The 17330-nt window shown below is 51.2% G+C and carries 18 protein-coding genes and 1 pseudogene; 8 read left to right on the plus strand and 11 right to left on the minus strand.

Annotated features, from left to right (window positions below):
- The first annotated feature begins 370 nt into the window (after positions 1-370).
- Complete coding sequence (locus tag BUB30_RS05305; protein WP_084137913.1) at positions 371-706, plus strand: hypothetical protein; 336 nt, start codon at positions 371-373, stop codon at positions 704-706.
- Between the two features lie 230 nt (positions 707-936).
- Here BUB30_RS05305 and BUB30_RS05310 read toward each other — a convergent pair whose 3' ends face one another.
- A complete protein-coding gene (locus BUB30_RS05310) occupies positions 937-1419 on the minus strand; it encodes a deoxycytidylate deaminase (protein WP_073131735.1) in 483 nt (160 codons plus the stop codon).
- A gap of 122 nt (positions 1420-1541) precedes the next feature.
- Between BUB30_RS05310 and BUB30_RS05315 the strand changes: the two genes are divergently transcribed.
- The 4 genes from BUB30_RS05315 (at position 1542) to BUB30_RS05330 (ending at position 3854) form a co-directional block, all read left to right on the plus strand.
- Positions 1542-2054, plus strand: a complete 513-nt coding sequence (locus tag BUB30_RS05315) for a DUF2911 domain-containing protein (protein ID WP_143164771.1) — start codon at positions 1542-1544, stop codon at positions 2052-2054.
- A complete protein-coding gene (locus BUB30_RS05320) occupies positions 2054-2569 on the plus strand; it encodes a hypothetical protein (RefSeq protein WP_073131738.1) in 516 nt (171 codons plus the stop codon). Before BUB30_RS05315 ends, BUB30_RS05320 begins: the two co-directional genes overlap by 1 nt.
- A gap of 13 nt (positions 2570-2582) precedes the next feature.
- On the plus strand, positions 2583-3341 hold the full coding sequence (locus tag BUB30_RS05325; RefSeq protein ID WP_073131739.1) for a 3-keto-disaccharide hydrolase: 759 nt from the start codon (positions 2583-2585) through the stop codon (positions 3339-3341).
- 102 nt (positions 3342-3443) lie between these two features.
- The gene (locus tag BUB30_RS05330) at positions 3444-3854 is read left to right on the plus strand and encodes an META domain-containing protein (protein WP_073131741.1); all 411 of its coding nucleotides are present in this window, start codon (positions 3444-3446) and stop codon (positions 3852-3854) included.
- A gap of 116 nt (positions 3855-3970) precedes the next feature.
- On the opposite strand, the gene BUB30_RS05335 is transcribed toward BUB30_RS05330, so the two are convergent.
- Entirely contained in the window at positions 3971-5143 is a 1173-nt protein-coding gene (locus tag BUB30_RS05335; protein ID WP_073134813.1) for a PQQ-dependent sugar dehydrogenase, read from the minus strand.
- A 149-nt stretch (positions 5144-5292) separates the two neighbouring features.
- Between BUB30_RS05335 and BUB30_RS05340 the strand changes: the two genes are divergently transcribed.
- The gene (locus BUB30_RS05340) at positions 5293-7212 is read left to right on the plus strand and encodes an ABC-F family ATP-binding cassette domain-containing protein (protein WP_073131743.1); all 1920 of its coding nucleotides are present in this window, start codon (positions 5293-5295) and stop codon (positions 7210-7212) included.
- 158 nt (positions 7213-7370) lie between these two features.
- Here the strand turns inward: BUB30_RS05340 and BUB30_RS35880 are convergent.
- The 5 genes and pseudogenes from BUB30_RS35880 to BUB30_RS05365 form a co-directional block, all read right to left on the minus strand.
- Positions 7371-7454, minus strand: a pseudogene (locus tag BUB30_RS35880) (hypothetical protein); the annotation flags it as partial.
- 17 nt (positions 7455-7471) lie between these two features.
- A complete protein-coding gene (locus BUB30_RS05350) occupies positions 7472-8080 on the minus strand; it encodes a hypothetical protein (protein WP_073131744.1) in 609 nt (202 codons plus the stop codon).
- The gene (locus BUB30_RS05355) at positions 8070-9413 is read right to left on the minus strand and encodes an LVIVD repeat-containing protein (RefSeq protein ID WP_073131746.1); all 1344 of its coding nucleotides are present in this window, start codon (positions 9411-9413) and stop codon (positions 8070-8072) included. Before BUB30_RS05355 ends, BUB30_RS05350 begins: the two co-directional genes overlap by 11 nt.
- 61 nt (positions 9414-9474) lie before the next feature.
- Positions 9475-11268: an outer membrane beta-barrel protein gene (locus tag BUB30_RS05360; RefSeq protein WP_073131748.1), complete on the minus strand. Its 1794-nt coding sequence runs from the start codon at positions 11266-11268 to the stop codon at positions 9475-9477.
- On the minus strand, positions 11240-11797 hold the full coding sequence (locus BUB30_RS05365; RefSeq protein WP_073131749.1) for an RNA polymerase sigma factor: 558 nt from the start codon (positions 11795-11797) through the stop codon (positions 11240-11242). The genes BUB30_RS05360 and BUB30_RS05365 overlap by 29 nt, the downstream gene beginning before the upstream one ends.
- Before the next feature lie 79 nt (positions 11798-11876).
- Here BUB30_RS05365 and BUB30_RS05370 point away from each other — a divergent pair, with 79 nt between their 5' ends.
- The gene (locus BUB30_RS05370; protein ID WP_073131751.1) at positions 11877-13154 is read left to right on the plus strand and encodes a type IX secretion system plug protein; all 1278 of its coding nucleotides are present in this window, start codon (positions 11877-11879) and stop codon (positions 13152-13154) included.
- On the opposite strand, the gene cas6 is transcribed toward BUB30_RS05370, so the two are convergent.
- From cas6 to BUB30_RS05385, 3 genes are all read right to left on the minus strand, one after another.
- On the minus strand, positions 13151-13951 hold the full coding sequence (gene cas6 / locus BUB30_RS05375) for a CRISPR-associated endoribonuclease Cas6 (RefSeq protein WP_084138091.1): 801 nt from the start codon (positions 13949-13951) through the stop codon (positions 13151-13153). The genes BUB30_RS05370 and cas6 overlap by 4 nt on opposite strands.
- Positions 13952-14075: 124 nt before the next feature.
- The gene (gene ychF, locus BUB30_RS05380; RefSeq protein WP_073131754.1) at positions 14076-15173 is read right to left on the minus strand and encodes a redox-regulated ATPase YchF; all 1098 of its coding nucleotides are present in this window, start codon (positions 15171-15173) and stop codon (positions 14076-14078) included.
- Between the two features lie 227 nt (positions 15174-15400).
- On the minus strand, positions 15401-15766 hold the full coding sequence (locus BUB30_RS05385; protein ID WP_073131758.1) for a DUF3276 family protein: 366 nt from the start codon (positions 15764-15766) through the stop codon (positions 15401-15403).
- Positions 15767-15940: 174 nt separating this feature from the next.
- Between BUB30_RS05385 and BUB30_RS05390 the strand changes: the two genes are divergently transcribed.
- Positions 15941-16849, plus strand: a complete 909-nt coding sequence (locus tag BUB30_RS05390) for a DUF58 domain-containing protein (protein ID WP_073131760.1) — start codon at positions 15941-15943, stop codon at positions 16847-16849.
- Between the two features lie 117 nt (positions 16850-16966).
- On the opposite strand, the gene BUB30_RS05395 is transcribed toward BUB30_RS05390, so the two are convergent.
- Positions 16967-17326 (minus strand): 4Fe-4S binding protein, encoded by a 360-nt coding sequence (locus tag BUB30_RS05395; RefSeq protein ID WP_073134815.1) that lies wholly within the window; start codon positions 17324-17326, stop codon positions 16967-16969.
- Positions 17327-17330: the final 4 nt, after the last annotated feature.

Below are 17330 nucleotides of genomic sequence, written 5' to 3' on the forward strand. Positions count from 1 at the left end.
AAAGCAGCCAAGAAAACTGCTAAGAAAGCTGCTAAGAAGAAGAAGTAATTAGGCAAGGCCTAAGGAAACTTTGCGAAGGGAAGTAAATTAGATTTACTTCCCTTTCGTTTTTTATAACAGTCTTGTCGCCATCAACGGGCCATCAACATCTGGTCACGCCCGCTGTCATCCGCCCGCACATCTTCCCCGATCGTCGTCTTTTTAATTCCATGGTTGCTTGAAATCTGTCGCGATGCAGGCCGGGTGTTAAACTTTTGCTTGAACTCGCCGCGTATTCATTCGGTTGCGTAAAATTTATAAATCAACTGCTTGTCTTCCCCGGCGAACGCACGTAACTTACTCACATCAAAACACTTTAACCCAACTGGTCATGGCAAAAACACCCGCTAAAACTCCGGCGAAGACGCCCGCAAAGAAAGCTTCCACTCCTGCCAAACCGAAGGCCGCCGCACCCAAAGCCGGCGTCGCCATCGACAAAGTTTGTGAAGAAGCCTTGAGCAAGTTGAAGGAACTCGGCATCGACACACAACTTCAGGCCGATCTCGAATGGTGTCTGGGAAGTTATAAGGCCGATAAAAATCCTGCAGGTCTCTACGAAATGGCCGACCGCGCCCTGGCCGTCTTCAACACCGAGAAAGCCAAGAAGACCAAAGGCGTTACCGCCAAACTTACAGGCGATCTCGAAAAAGCATTGAAGAGCCGGTAAGCCGCACCCTTTGTTGGCGTTCATCACCAACAAACCTCACCCGATCACCCTCCTTTTTTGTTGGCACTCCCCAACAACCTAAATCACTCGCCCCAATCTTAAAACTTACCAAGCGATTCAAAAGAATGCCACATCACGTATGTTGGTGTCCCACCAACAAAATCTCTCCCTTTGTAATCCCTTTTTTAGTTTGTCCACTGAACGATCACCGTCACCCCAATCGCCTCACCCTAAATCATATGCGTAACGTTCGACAGTTGTCCCTGATACCGATCGACTTGCACACCGAACCGCTTTAAAAAGTCTACTCCCTCATCCGTGGGTATTCCTTTATATTCAGCATACGACCGCAGGTAGATCACCCGCCGGATGCCCATCGAAAAAATGATACGGGAGCAAGCCAGGCATGGCGACAACGTGATATAGAGCGTGGCCCCTTCCACCGACGTTTTGTTTTTGACGGCATAGAGAATGGCATTTTGTTCGGCGTGTATGGCCAATGAGCATCCCCCCTTCGAATCGCGGGGGCAGCCGGTCTCGGGCCATTGTTCGTCGCAGTTGTGGGTGCCGGAGGGCGGGCCATTGTAGCCGATGGAGATGATGCGCGTATCTTTGGTGAGCACGGCCCCTACGTGCCGCTTGATGCAGTGGGAACGCTTGGCCAGGTTCACGGCCAACTCCATATATATATCGTCGAATGCGGGGCGCGTCATAGTTGAAAATAAGTTTTTACAAAATCAGAATTCAGCATGGTTTATGCAAAGGAACACAAGGTTGTAGTCTAAATTACTATCTTTAAAACGCTATGTGGGGTAAACGACTTCTAATTTCCGCCATGTTCCTATCCCTCCTGGCCCTGGTCACCACCCGGGCGCAGGAAGCCGCCAAGCCCCGGCCCAGTCCCATGGCCGTGACCACGGTAAAATATAAGGACGCCTACATCAAGATCACCTATTCGCAGCCCCTGAAACGGGGACGTGAGATCTTTGGAAGCCTCGTGCCCTATGGTCAGGTGTGGCGCCTGGGGGCCAATGAAGCAACGGAGATCACCGCGACAAAAAATATTTCGCTCAACGGCTTCCTGCTCAAAGCCGGTACCTACTCCATGTTCGCCATCCCTCAAAAAGATAAATGGACCATCATCATCAACAGCGAGCTGGGTTTGTGGGGCGCCTATAACTATAATTACCGGCTCGATGTGCTCCGTTTCGACATCCCCGTTCAAACCACTACCGGCGCCATTTACGAACCATTCACCCTGCAATTTGACCAGCGAAACGACGTGGCCGACCTTTTGATACTCTGGGATAGGATTAAACTTTCCATTCCTGTTAAGTTTATAAATTGATGAACATACGCGTAGTTACTGCCTTTCTATTTTTCGTTGTCGCTGCCCCCTGCCTGGGCCAGGATACACTGGAGCTTGACAAACGAAACGGATTCAAAGACATCCATCTAAACGCCCCCATCGATTCGGTGACGGGTTCTAAACTCATCAAAGAATTCAAAGAGAAAGACGAATTCCCCGCCAGGCTCTATGAAGTGATCAATCCTTTGTATGAGAAGATCGGCGAAGTGAACGTGGAAAAAATAGAATTGAAGACCTACAAGGATATGGTCTACGAAATCCGCGTACTCGCCGACAAAGATCCCCGCCTCATGAAAGCCTTGGAGTCGCTCTATGGCAAAGCCGACTACGACATAAAGAATGAAACCTACTTCTGGAAATCCGACAAGATGATCCTCAAGTTTCACGCCGCCGGCAAACACAAACTGGAGATGCTCTACATTTCCTATGGTCTCCACAAAATGATGAAAGCCGACAAGGACAAAAAGGTAGACGACATTGCAAATGATTTTTAACTCTATAAACCCTATGACCAGGATCCATAAACCCGCATTGATCATCGCCGCTTTAACCTTGGGGGTTGGAGCCGCATTTGCCCAACCCAATCCAAAGGCCACGCCGGAATCGTCCGAAGTATGGGAACCTCAACCCAAGATCGTTACCCCCGGCGACAAGCCCAATGACGCTCCCTCCGATGCCCTCGTGCTCTTCGACGGAAAGAATCTCGACAACTGGGTGAGCATCGACGGTGGCGCGGCCAAGTGGCCTGTAAAGGATGGCGCCTTCACCGTGCTGCCCGGCGGCAAAGACATCAAAACGAAAAAAGAATTCGGCGACTTTCAATTGCATGTCGAATGGCATTCCCCCGCCGAAGTAAAGCCGGAACAAACCAGCCAGGGCCGCGGCAACAGCGGCATCTTCCTGCAGGAACGTTATGAAGTACAGGTGCTCGACAACTACAACAACAAGACCTATGCAAACGGCCAGGCCAGCGCCATCTACAAGCAGCACATCCCGATGGCCAACGCCTGCAAAAAACCGGGCGAGTGGCAATACTATGATATATATTTTACGGCACCCCGTTTCGACAAAGACGGCCGTGTATTGCTTCCCGCTTATGTTACCGTCGTACACAACGGCGTGCTGTCGCTCAATCACGTAGCCATCTGGGGACCGACAGAATACATCGGCTGGCCTGTATACAAACCTTATGAAACCGGCTCCATCCGTCTGCAAGACCACGGCAACCCGGTGGCCTACCGGAACATCTGGATCCGCGAACTATAATCTCCTTTGACCTGGGTTGGCCGGTGCTTTGCAACATTCGGCCAGCCCGGGTTGTTATCTCGTGTAAAGTTTTAACTTTACATAGACCGACATTTTTCTGCCATGAAAAAACTCCTCATTCTCGCGCTGGCATCCCTCGCCCTCTTCCAATGCAAATCCTCTAAGACCACTACCGCGACGACATTGGAAAATACCCGCTGGAAATTGGCGGAGATGAACGGTGTCCCGGTCATCACACCCGACAATGGCAAGGATGTCTACTTCCTGTTGAGCGATAAAAAAGTACAAGGCTTTGCCGGATGCAATACCATTACCGGCAGCTACACCCTTTCAGGTGAAAAGATCACTTTCAACACGGCATCCACGCGCATGATGTGCGGGAAGGAGCAGATGGAGATAGAAGATTTTTATACCTACGCATTGACACACGCCGCCTCCTATAAGATCGATGGTAATACATTGGAATTGTACGAAGGTGAAACGTCACTGGCAGAGTTTCAGGCAATGAAGTAATTATATTGAACCGCCGAGACGCAAAGAGCGCAACGTCATCGCTGAGATTTTTTTTGCGATGACGTTGCGCTCTTTGTTTCTTCTTTGTTCGCCGAAGCTTTAGCGAAGGTGAGACGTTAACCTTTCTTATACGATATCCGATAGATCACGTTCGCCTGGTCATCCGAAACCAGCATCGATCCATCCGGCAGCAAAAGAACATCCACCGGCCGCCCCCACACTTTTTGCGTGGCGTCATCCATCCAACCGCTGGCAAAAACTTCGTGGCCGGTAACCTTATTGCCATTCAACTTCACCAAGCTCAGGTTGTACCCGCTCTTCTTGCTGCGATTCCACGAGCCATGCTCGGCAACGATCAACTGATTTTTATAGGATGCCGGAAACATAGTACCGGTATAGAACTTCAACCCCAGCGGAGCCACGTGCGGCCCGAGCTTATCGGCAGGCGCCGTAAATTCCGAACAAGGTCGCTTGTCGCCAAACTCCGGATCCTTTATACCGCCTTCATGACAATACGGATACCCGAAATGCATCCCCGGTTTTGCCGCCAGGTTGAGCTCGCACGAGGGCACATCATCGCCCAGCATATCGCGGCCGTTGTCGGTGAACCACAGCTCTTTGGTGACCGGGTGCCAGGTGAAGCCCACGCTATTGCGCACCCCTTGCGCAAAGATCTCGCGACCCGAGCCATCCTTGTTGAGACGCGTAATGCTGGCAAAGATCTCGTCCTTCGATTCACAGATGTTGCAGGGGGCGCCCACGGGCACATACAGCTTGCCATCGGGGCCAAACGCGATGTATTTCCAACCGTGATGGGTCTCTTTGGGATAGTCGTCTTTGATCACGACCGGTGCGGGCGGATTGTCGAGCTTGGATTCGATGGCTGGGAGCTTGGTGATGCGGCTCACTTCAGCAATATAGAGGTCGCCGTCGCGGAAGGCCACACCGTTGGGCATGTTCAGACCGCTGGCCAGCACCCACTTCTTGTCGGCCTTGAAGTCGCCGTCGGTGTCCTTAAGGGCGTATACCTTGTCTTTATTTCTATTGCCCACGTAGACCACCCCCGAGGGGCTTATGGCCAGCGAACGGGCATCCTCCACTTCGGCATACACGTCGATCTTGAAACCGGCAGGGAGCTTTACTTTGTCCAGGGGCAAGGTGGCCGCGTAGCCGGTCAGGGCCGGTGCGCTGGCGTCGGCCTTGGATTCGGGTGGTCTCACTTCCGTGGAGTTGCCACAGGCCAGCATAACGACCAACAGGGCGGCAGGAATGGTTTTCAGGGTTATCATAGGTTTTTTTTCGGGTGAAAGTTGAAATTTAGAGCTTTCCGGTGTCATTAAACACCCTCCTTTTATGAATGGTTTAGGCTGGACCTGTGTTGTAAGTTTTAAAAATCGAAGGAGCCAGAATCCTGGCAATCCTTGATTATTTTTGCGCCATGATCTCAGTTTCCAACATTTCGTATTTTATCGGCGGCCGTGCCCTGTATGAGAACGCCAGCATGTTCATCAAACCCAAGGACAAGATCGGCCTCATCGGACTCAACGGCCGGGGGAAATCCACGCTGCTGAAGATCATCAACGGCGAACTCAAGCTGGATGCGGGCTCCGTGAGCAAAAGTGGCGACTGCACCATCGGGTTCCTCAACCAGGACCTGCTCTCCTATCAAACTGAAGACTCTATCCTCACGGTGGCCATGGGCGCCTTCAAAGAGGTGGTGGACATCGAACGGGAAATGGAACATGTCATCAAAACCCTCGAAACCGAATACTCCGACGCCCTGGTAGAAAAGCTCTCCAAGCTCCAGGAAAAATACGACCACCTCGACGGCTATACCATCCAATCCAAAGCAGAAGAAGTGCTGGAAGGGATCGGCTTTGCCACCGCCGACCTCCACCGCCCCCTGAAACAATTTTCCGGCGGCTGGCGGATGCGCGTCATGCTCTCCAAACTGCTCCTGGAAAAGCCGTCGCTGCTCATGCTCGATGAGCCCACCAACCACTTGGATCTTCCCTCCATCGAATGGGTGGAAAACTATCTGCGAAGCTATGAAGGCGCCGTCATGATCGTTTCGCACGACAGAACCTTCATCGACAACGTGGTGAGCAAGATCGTGGACGTCACGCAACAACAGCTCATCACCTACGAAGGCAACTACAGCTTCTACCTGGAAGAAAAAGAGCTTCGCCAGGAGATCCAGCAAGGCGCCTACGAGAATCAACAACAAAAAATAAAACAAACCGAACGCTTCATCGAACGCTTCCGCTCCAAGGCCACCAAAGCACGCCAGGTGCAGTCGCGCGTAAAAGCGCTGGAACGAATGGACCTGGTCGAGGAAGTGGTGGACGACACGGCCGCCGTAAACTTTAAATTCAAATTCAACCAGCAGCCCGGCCGCTTCATCGTCACCCTGAAAGATGTGTCCAAGGCCTACGGCCCGCTGGAAATATTGAAACATACCTCCATCTCCATCGAACGGGGCGACAAGATCGCATTGATCGGCGCCAATGGAAAAGGAAAGTCAACCCTGCTGCGCATCCTCTCGAATACCGAGCCTGTCGATGGCGAACGCATCATGGGCTTCAATGTCATCCAGGCGTTCTTTGCCCAGCACCAATTGGAATCGCTCCACCTGGAAAACGAGATCCTGGAAGAGCTGAAGCAGGCGGGCTCCGGCAAATCCGAGCAAGAACTGCGCGGTGTGTTGGGATGTTTTCTTTTTTCGGATGAAGATGTCTTCAAAAAAATCAAGGTATTGTCGGGGGGAGAGAAATCGCGTGTAGCCCTGGCCAAGACACTTATTTCCGAAGCCAACTTCCTGTTGCTGGACGAACCCACCAACCACTTGGATTTTATCTCCGAAAACATCCTGATCCAGGCGCTGCAACAATACCTGGGCAGCTTTGTGGTCGTGTCGCACAACCGTCACTTTGTTTCGCAGATCGCCAACAAGATCTGGTATATCGAAGACAAACAGATCAAGGAATATCCCGGAACCTACGACGAATACGAATATTGGCGCAAGAAAAATGAAGCCAGTGGTTTGAAGAAGGTCGAGCCTCCCAAAGCCCAAAAGAAAGCCGACGAACCCAAACCCAAGCAAACCCACACGCCTTCTGTGGACGCCAAGCTGAAAATGTTGGAGAAGGATTTGAAAAAAGCCGAAGACCTCGTCACCCAACTGGAAGGCCGCAAGGCATCCATCGAGCAAGCCCTGGCCACCCCTGAGGTGTTCAGCAACGTGGAGAAATTGAAGAGCACCCAGGCCGATTTCAAAAAGGTGCAGGAAGACCTGGCACAAGCCAATAAAAAGTGGGAAGCCCTGGCCGAAGAGATCGACCAGATCAGTGCGCCGTAGGCAGATCCGATTTCGGCCCTCCCTCCTTTTTCCGCACCACAACCGACGCCAGAATGGCCAACAGCCCATACTTGAGGTAAACAAAATATTTTACCACCGGCCGCCACGAAATTCAGGGAGACCAGCCCGAGTATAGCGAACACGTTAGACGTGAAGACAATAAATGGGTCGTTGGAAATAGAGAGAATGGCCGGGATGGAGTCCACGGAAAAAAGAAGACAACCGGTTAGCCTACCCGTCACAAAAATCCCGGCAGGCGCTAGTGCCAGCCAAAGCCCATTTGCACAACAAAACGTTGCATGTCCTCCAAAACGGAATACTTTGGATATTCGTATGGAGTGCCATCGGGCGCAAAGACTTCCGGAAAGTTATAGTCGTAGGTGTATTTATTCCGCTGGAATTTATAGCCCAAGGCAACATAGATCCGGAACCGGTCGGCTTTGATCCGGTAGCCCAACATGGGATTGAACATCTTCCCACCACCATTTTCGATCCCGGCCGGTACACCCATTCTATCCTCACCCGTATAGACGGCACGGCCATAGCCGCCGTTCATTTGGATAAAAAGGGCATCGTTCTTTATCCGGGCAAAATCAAACGACGCGCTGGCAAACATCGGGATCACTTTCCAATCGCCATAGGCATCCAAGCCCGCCCCCAACCCCACCGCCAGGCGTCCCAGGCGAATGCCATGGGTGGTAGCAAATGAAAAAAACACTTCTTTGTGGTCTCCCCGAAGACCTCCCAAAAGGAAATTGTTCCAGTACCGGATCTTTCCGCCGGCATGCCCGACGCTGTCGGTCTGCGCAAACGCCTGGCAGGTCAGAAGTAAAAACAGGAAAAAGAAAAGACGAGGTTTAGTCGACATGCGGGACGATATCTATATGACTGAGCAACGTGATCTTGGAAGCATCAGAATAGTCATATTGATAGATGCCGTCCGTGCCGATCATCATCAGCACATCGTCGAAAGGAATAACATCGATGGCATTGATGTCTTTGTAATGGGCCAGGAGGTGCTTGTCGATGGCGTTTATGTCCGAAGCGTCGAAGGCTTTGAGGCCGTCGTCTCCGTCGCAGATAAACAAGGTGGTGTTGTCAATGCCGAGGCCATGGGGATTCGTAAAGGGATAGACCTTCAGGATCTGGGGCGAGGCAAGGTTTTTAATGTCGATCACCTCCAACTGGTTGGTGAAGCCTTGACAGGTCGTTCCCGAACGGAGGGTGACGTAAGCATACTGGCCGTCCACTACCACCGGGTCGCAGCTCCGGATGTGCTCATAGGTGCTCACCTTCACCGGGGCCTCGGGCGAAGAGATGTCGAAGATATGCATGCCCGCTGTGGACCCCACAAAAATATTCTTGTCGTATGGAAAAATGGTTTCTATTCCCCAGGCTACGTTCACCCGCGATTTGGCCATGGGACTGGTTTCCGTGGTCACGTCAACCACTTGCATATCAGGGCCGTCCAACAGATAGAGGTGGCCTGCGTTGAGGGCGAACCGGTTCAAAGAACCGCCCACTCCAGGGCCAGAGCCGGTCCCCGGAGTGATGGCGGCCTTTGCATTAAAGTTCGACGCGGCAGCGCTCGACAACGCGATACCGCGATCAAAATATACTCCACCCCAGGGCTGCAAAACCGTTTCACAGTCGGGTTCGGATAAATTCACCATTTTCTTTTTCTCCCAGTCGGTCACCACGCCGTTCTCATTAACGGTGAAACCGAGGGAGCCCACGTTTGTGAAGACATTTTCCAGTCGGGCGATCTCATGAATGTTGTTCAGGTCGCGGATGTCGAAGGCCACCAGGTCCACATAACTGTCCGTATAGAGCGTGTTGCCCTTTACCGCCAGTTCGTAGCTGCCGGGCACGCTCAAAAACTTCTGCGCCACGGGGTGGGCCGGGTCGGCGTTGTTGATGATGTGGATGCCGTTGCCGGGTTCATTCACAAACAGGGTCTCTCCTTTGTAGTAGATCTTTCCTACGGCTTCCAGCGCCTTCGGGGCCTCTACCTGGACGCTGTTGCGCAGCTCGGCTATCGGAGTGTAGACCGGCTCGTAATAGGCATACTCGCTGGTCAGTTGACATTTGTCGGAGCAGCCTTCCAGCAGAACGCTGATCCCTAAGAGTACCGTCAAAAAAAGCAAGGCATACAGAGATACATGTATCCGTCGCTGCAGTCTGTTCTCTAGTGTATCCATATAACGGTGGGTTTTTGGGTTTACGTGTTAGACACAACCATCCGTTAAAAGGTTGGACAGGCTAGCGAAAAATGTAGCGGAACCGAAGGCCCACATCAAAGGTGAGCGGAGTGGATTGAATACCGATGTCGGACTTGTATACGGAGTTGATGGGATAACGCAATCCCGGGTTCAAAGCAAGCCTATAACGATGTCCGAATTTGTAACTCAATTCTGTTCCCATTAGACCGCTAAAATTCACCGACCGATACGGCGAATCGTCCCCTCTTCCCTGGGTTGTCTTATCTAAACTGCCACCCTCGGGAGTTATTGTATTCTGGAGGAACAAATCCGTCGACAATCCTGCGTTCAGCTGCAGTCCGAATTTCCGGTTGATCACCAGGTAGCCCGCCTGCACCGGCACACTCATAAACTGGACGTTGTTGTTCACCGAATACGGGAAGGTCGGTGCACTCTTATTTCTGGCGTTTGCATCTGCCGACTGCGATTGTTGGGTGATGTCGCCATACGAAGCATTGATGGACTCTGCCTTGAGCGACTGAAAATTGTCGGAAGCCACCACGCTGTTAGCGGTGTAGTTAGAGGACTGTGTCAGGTAGTTCACACCACCTTGGATCAGCCACCGTTTCGAAAGTTTTGCTCCCATGCTCACACCGACGGAATAGGAAACACCCGATGCCTTGGCCTGCTTATCGGCCACATTGTTGCCATTGGAGGCCGGGCTATTGAATGCAGCTAAGCTTGCAGAGGTAGTAGGTGAAACACTGCTATTGAGCGAGTTAAACCCGCCAGCAGCAAAGCCCACCGATGTCCACAACTTCTCCGACGTCTGTTGCTTTTCCTTCTTGTCCTCATCCGCGTAGGCCTTCTCTTTAAGCGCCAGCTCAGCCAAGAGCCGTTCACCTGGATCAATTTGATCACCCGGGAGTTTGAGCTTGGGAGAATTCATTTTATAGAATGGCGGCAGGTTCCGCGCCGTAAACACAAACGGCTTGTAACCATCCCATTCCTCCTCCGAGGCAACCAACGGCTGGCTCTGCTGGGCAAAAGCGTCGCTGTTTGCGTTTTTTTCGGAGGTCGGTTTATCGTTCGTTAAATCCTTATAATCAGATGTTTGAGTTGATTTAACTAAAGCCAAAGATGAAGATTTATCCGAAGAGACAGTACTTTCTCCTGTGATTTTGGAGGCATTCGCCTTAGTATCCGTCAACCCGGTTTTGGAATCTGCCACCCCATGATTTGCCTTTTGAGATGCTTCTGCACTTGCCAACGTGGGCTGTACAGGTTGAACCGATTCGGATGTTATCTGCTCTTTATCGTTGATTATCTGTGACTTAACCGACGCCTGATGCGTCCCTGTTCCGTTTTTTGTGGAAGTATTCCTTTTTGCTTGAGCGATCAATACATCGCCATCGCGCGACGTTTCCGGTGTAAATGAAGCGTTACTCTCTTCGGTCGAAGTCAGCGAACCATTTCCGTTTTTATCGTCTAATTCAGATATATTATTTTGATTATCAGGTATTTCAACCGATTTACTTATAGTTTCATTTGAGGAAAGCGTTTCTTCTGTGCCCAAAGGCCCTTGTGTGCTGTTGACGGACAAAGCATTGTCCCCTGCTCCGGATTCATTCTTCGTTACGGTGTAATAGCCAAGACCTGCCATACACATAGCAAAAGCAACCGAGGCGGCTGCCACCAGTTTATAGAAGACGATCCTGCGGCGCATCTTGTCGCCCTCAGCGCGTTCCAGGTCCAGCTCGATGTTCGTCCATACCGTTTCGGTCGGACTCGCCTCGGCTCCCGAAAATGCGTCTTTCACGGCATCCTCAAATTTTCGCCTCTCCATATCGTTCATAGTACGTTGATTCCTTTAATAACTTAGCCTGCAACAGGCTCTTCGCCCGCGCAAACTGCGACTTCGATGTTCCCTCCGATATCCCCAATGACTCTGCTATTTCTTTATGGCTGTAGCCCTCGATGGCAAAGAGGTTGAACACGATCTGGCATCCCTGCGGCAGGGCTTGGATCATCTCCAGCAACTGGGTAAAGTGGATCCCGGAAATGCTCATTTCTTCTTCGGGCAGGTTGATCTCCGCCACGTCCACCATCGGATAGAGGTATAGTTTTTTGCGCTGAACATTTAGGGCTGTGTTCACCATAATGCGCGTGATCCAGGTCTCCAGTTTTGCTTCCTGGCGGAAGTCCTTTATGCCCTGAAATACTTTTACAAACCCCTCCTGCAAGATGTCTTCCGCTTCGGCGGTTGTTTTCGAATAACGGAGGCATACTACCAGCATTTTTCGGCAATAGCGGTCATACAAAGCTTTTTGGAAAGCCCTGTTGCCTTTGCGACATCCCTCAATGAGTTCTTGTTCGCTGAGCATGTACCCTTATAATTCCGCCATTTTACACATTAGACACCCGCATTAACGGAAAAGTTGGAAATGGTTATCTTTAACGCCAATGAAGTATAGCTATCTTTTCCTGCTGTGTGCCAGCCTGACGGCCTGCACACCCATCTCACAAAGTTCGTCGAATTCCACCGGTAATACTAAAGTACTGAGGCTGTTGGACTTTGCCTACGAACCCCAGATCAAAACCATCCAGTTGGGCCCTACCGGCGCCCCCGCCGCACCCGCGGTGACGGCCCTCGGACAATGGAACCTGCTGCTTCAATTCGACGACCTGCGCCCCGAGCGCGACACCTACTATGTAAAATTTGTCCACTGCAACCACGACTGGACCAAATCCGACCTGCAGGACCTGGATTTTCTAGAAACCTACAACGAGTTTCCCATCAATAACTCCGAGTTCTCGGTCGATACCCACATTCCCTTTGTACACTACTGGGTAGGCCTGCCCGGGGTGAAGATCCCCGGCAACTATGTGGCTGTCGTCTACCGCGGGAGTGATAAGGGCGACATCGTGTTGAGCAAGCGTTTCATGGTGTTTGATTCGCAGGTGAGCTTCACCAGCAACGGCAACCTGCTGGGTCCGGGCACCGTGGCCAACCTGAACCAGCAGCTCAATTTCAGCATCAGCTATCAAAATCTCGACATCAACAACCCGCTGATCGACGTGCATGTGAACATCCGCCAGAACCAGCGGTGGGACAATATGGCCAGCGACATCAAGCCCAGTTTCGTTCATGACATTGAAAAAGAACTGGAATACCGCTTCTTCGACGAGTCTAAAATGTTCCGGGGCGGCAACGAGTTCCGTTTTTTTGACCTGCGCTCGCTCAACTATCCGGGCCGGAACGTCGCCTATGTGGACAAAAAGCAAAAGCCTTTCGACGCCTTCGTCGCCAAAGACAAAAGCCGCAACGGCGAATCCTACGCGCAATACAACGATCTCGACGGTGGCTACAACATCGACAATCTGGACTACAACAAGGAGCTGGCCTATTCCAACTATGTGAATGTGAATTTCTCGTTGTCCAGCCCGCCCGTGAGCGGCGACGTGTACGTGACGGGTGCCTTCAACTACTGGAACCTGAACCAGGAGAACAAGATGCATTACGACTCGGCCAAGAGCCAATATTCAGCCCGCGTTTTGTTAAAGCAAGGCTGGTACGACTATCAATACCTCGTGAAATCATCTACCCTGCCCCCCTACTATTTTGAGGGCAGTCATTTTGAAACGGAGAATTATTACGAGATCCTGGTGTATTACAGACCCTTCCAGCCCCGTGCGGACCTGTTGATCGGTTATATACGGTTGGATAAGAACCCGCGCTAGGCGTAGTTCATGTCGTGCTGGGGCGCACGGTGGATGGAGTCGTTGTTGGCCACGTCCAGCATGCCGAAGCCTTTGTGCGTGAAGTAGCCCAATCCATTTTCATAGATGAACTGCTGCACTTCCTTGGCGGCGTATAGCGTGAACGGGAACGTGTAGCCACGCACCTCGAACTTGACGTCGTTGTCGTATAACGGATAAATACGCGCAAATTTCTTATGTGAGGCCTGGATACGCTGGATGTAGTCGTGGTCGGCTACGATCTGGAATTTATAGAATGAGGCCAGTTGTTCGGCCGTGTACTTGCCGGTGGCTTCCATCCGCGAAAGCGTGGCGTCGTAGAGCAGATCGGAGAACTCGTCGCTTTCGGGCGATACGAATTTCTTGCCGCTCTCGTCGTTGAAGGTGGCCGGGATCACTACGATGGGTGAAATACAGAGAAAGCGCGATTCGTCGGTGATCGTTACGGGCTCCTCCTCTTCTACCGATTCGGGCACCAGGTGCATGTTGCCGACGATGACTTCCTTTTGTTCAAAAAGGCGGGCCAGGAAATAGTCCATAAACGCCTTGTCGGAACAGGCGAACACGAGCGTGACCTTGGCGGAAAAATAATGAAGACCTTTGCGGCTTACTTTGGTCTGACCTTTCAGTCCGGAAAAGTTATACTGGTTGAATTCCACATAGCTTTTCTCGGGCCCGAATATGAGCAGCCCTTTGATCACTTGCGCCAGCAAGTATTGATGGTGAAATGGAACGTAAGCACCCCTGTTTTTCAGCGAAAAAATAATTCTGGTTCTCAAACCCAAAAAAGTTAAATGGGGTTAAAAAATTACCGTAGCAAAAAGCCTGCTTAATACTGAATATGAGCAGTTTATAAAACTAAGAAAAAAACAGAAAGGTTCTAATGAATTTTGAGGGAAAACTTTACACGTTGAACCGGAAGTGCATTATGTCACCATCCTCTACCACGTATTCCTTGCCTTCAACGGACATTTTACCGGCCTCCTTACAGGCCTGTTCGGTCTTATATTTCTGATAATCAGCCAATTTAATGACTTCCGCGCGGATAAAGCCCTTTTCAAAGTCGGTGTGGATCACTCCCGCTGCCTGGGGGGCCTTCCAGCCCTTTTGGATGGTCCAGGCCCGCACTTCTTTTTCGCCGGCGGTGAAATAAGTGATAAGATCCAATAAATGGTACGAGGCGCGGATGAGCTTATTGAGGCCGGATTCGGTCAGGCCATACTCCTGGAGGAATACTTCGCGGTCTTCCTGGCTCTCCAACTCGGCTATCTGTGCTTCGATTGCAGCACTGATTACGACCACCTCGGCATTTTCGTGTTGGACGTGGGCTTTCAGCGCATCGACATGTTTGTTGCCGGTATGAATGGAGTCCTCCTCCACGTTGGCCACATAGATAACGGGCTTGGCGGTCAATAATTGCAGGTCGGCGACGGCAACTTTATCTTCCTCGCTCACCTGGAGGGCCCGGGCGTTCTTGCCGGCAAGCAAGGTTTCCCTGTATTGCTGGAGAACGGTCAGCTCTTTCTTCATTTTCACATCGCCGCTTTTGGCAGCGCGTTCAACGCGGTTGATTTTCTTGTCGATCGACTCCAGGTCTTTCAGTTGCAGCTCGGTGTCGATGATCTCCTTGTCGGAAACGGGATCGACGCGGCCGTCAACGTGGACGATATTGTCGTTTTCGAAACAGCGGATCACGTGCACGATGGCATTCACCTCGCGGATGTTGGCCAGGAACTGGTTGCCCAGCCCCTCCCCTTTGCTGGCACCCTTCACCAGGCCGGCAATGTCCACAAACTCGATGGTAGTGGGTAGCACGCGCTGGGGGTTCACCAGCCCTTCCAGGATCTTGAGCCGGGGGTCCGGCACGCTGATAATGCCTACGTTGGGCTCTATCGTGCAGAACGGAAAGTTGGCGGCTTCCGCCTTATTGTTGGAAATGGAATTGAACAGGGTCGATTTTCCAACGTTTGGCAATCCTACTATTCCGCACTGAAGTCCCATAAAAAGTCTGTTTCGATAAATTTCAGGCCGCAAATATAACCGCCTGACGCATACCGGGACACCCCGGGCCCGATTAAATCCTAACGGCCTGCCAGTGGGCTCAAAATGCGGAAAAGAGGGATCCCGGCCAGGAATGTTGCAGAAAGGCCCAAAAACAAAGAAGCCCCCGATTGCTCAGGGGCTCCTATGGATTTAGATTAGGTAGGTATGTGTCATTCAGAAAGGTTTTAGTCCCACTTGAGTTCTGTGTCCAGGCCGGGTGTTTTTGCCGTGGTGGTCTCGGCTTCGGCCTCTTCGCGTTCGTGCACGTGATCGAACTGGGTGAAGTCCACATTGGGCATCAGTTCGTGCTTCACATGGTTTACCGTGTTGTTCAATGCCTCTACGAATTTATTGAAGTCTTCTTTATACAAGAAAATCTTGTGCTTCTCATACGTAAATCCATCTTCCTTGAAACGCTTCTTACTTTCTGTGATGGTCAGGTAGTAATCGTTCGAACGGGTGGCCTTAACATCGAAAAAGTAAGTTCTCTTACCGGCTTTTACTTTCGTTGAGTAAATTTCATCCCTGCCGTTTGTCTTATTTTCTTCCACAATCCTTCAGTTTTTAGGGTTAGATTTATGTTTGGTTTAGTCTAAGGTAGTATTTTGAAAAATCATTGCAAACAACCGATTTAATATTTTAAATCGGTTTTGTGCGTTTAACCATCCATTTGACCGTTAACGTACAATAGGGCAGGAATGTAAAAACAGCTTTTTAAAACGATTGTGAAGATAGATCAGCAAGACGTAAAGCAGCATGCAAGCCTGGAATTGCTTGCCCGTCAACTAGTTGAGGGATTCATTACCGGGCTCCACAAGTCCCCCTACCACGGCTTTTCCGTGGAATTTGCCGAGCACAGGCTCTACAACGAGGGGGAGAGCACTCGCCATCTGGACTGGAAAGTTTATGCCCGGACGGACAAACTTTTTACGAAAAGATATGAGGAAGAGACCAATTTGCGGTGTCTTATAGCCATCGACACCTCTTCTTCCATGCTTTACCCGGTGGCTACCAAGGCCAAGATCCGGTTTGCCAAGTACGCGGCGGCGGCCCTGAGCTACCTGCTGCACCGGCAAAGGGATGCTGTGGGATTGTGCCTGTTTTCCGACACCATCAAGACCCTGACGCCCGTGAAGTCGTCGGCTACCCACCTCACCAAGATGCTGGGCTTGCTCAACGACATCGATGAAACGCCGGTAAAGCAGCTGCAAAAAAGCAACGTGGCCGGCGTACTACACGAGCTGGCGGAGAAGATCCACAAGCGCTCCCTGGTGGTAATCTTCAGCGATATGTTCGACAGCGCCGAAGACACCGACGACCTCTTCAAAGCCCTGCAGCACCTCAAGCACAACAAGCACGAAGTGATCGTCTTTCACGTGATGGACAACCAGACGGAACTACACTTCAATTTCGAAGACCGTCCGATGGAATTTATCGACCTCGAAAGCGGCGATAAGCTGAAGCTGAACCCGGGTGAGGTAAAGCTGAATTATAAAACAGAGGCTACGCGATTTTACAACGCGCTGAAAATGCGTTGCAATCAATACAAGATCGACTTCATCGAAGCGGACGTGCAGAGCGACTACAACACCATTTTGCAGACCTATCTGATCAAGCGGGAAAAAATGCGTTGAGCCATCCGACAAAAAAATAAAAGGCGCAAGATCGAAGCTTTCGCTCAGCTCTTGCGCCTTCTTCTATAGCCTTGCCGTCTTGACAAGCGCCTTCGAAGATTATTCAGATCTCAGAAATTATTCTTGTTCTACTTCCTGGTGTAACCAGGCCTTTTTGGCGAGCAACTCTTCCTTGGCCTCCACCATGTCCGGATCGGGCACGCAGCAATCTACCGGGCAAACGGCTGCGCATTGAGGTTCTTCGTGAAAGCCCGAACATTCGGTACACTTTCCCGAAACGATATAATAAAATTCATCGGAAACCGGGGCTTGTGCAGTTTTTGCATCGATCGCCGTACCGTCTTCCAATTCTACTGTTTCCAACTTTGTGCCCCCGGCCCAGTTCCATTCCCGGCCGCCTTCATAGATAGCTGTGTTGGGGCATTCCGGCTCACATGCACCGCAGTTGATGCATTCGTCCGTAATCATTATTGCCATGCTT

The sequence above is a fragment of the Chryseolinea serpens genome, from assembly GCF_900129725.1.
Classification (GTDB): domain Bacteria; phylum Bacteroidota; class Bacteroidia; order Cytophagales; family Cyclobacteriaceae; genus Chryseolinea; species Chryseolinea serpens.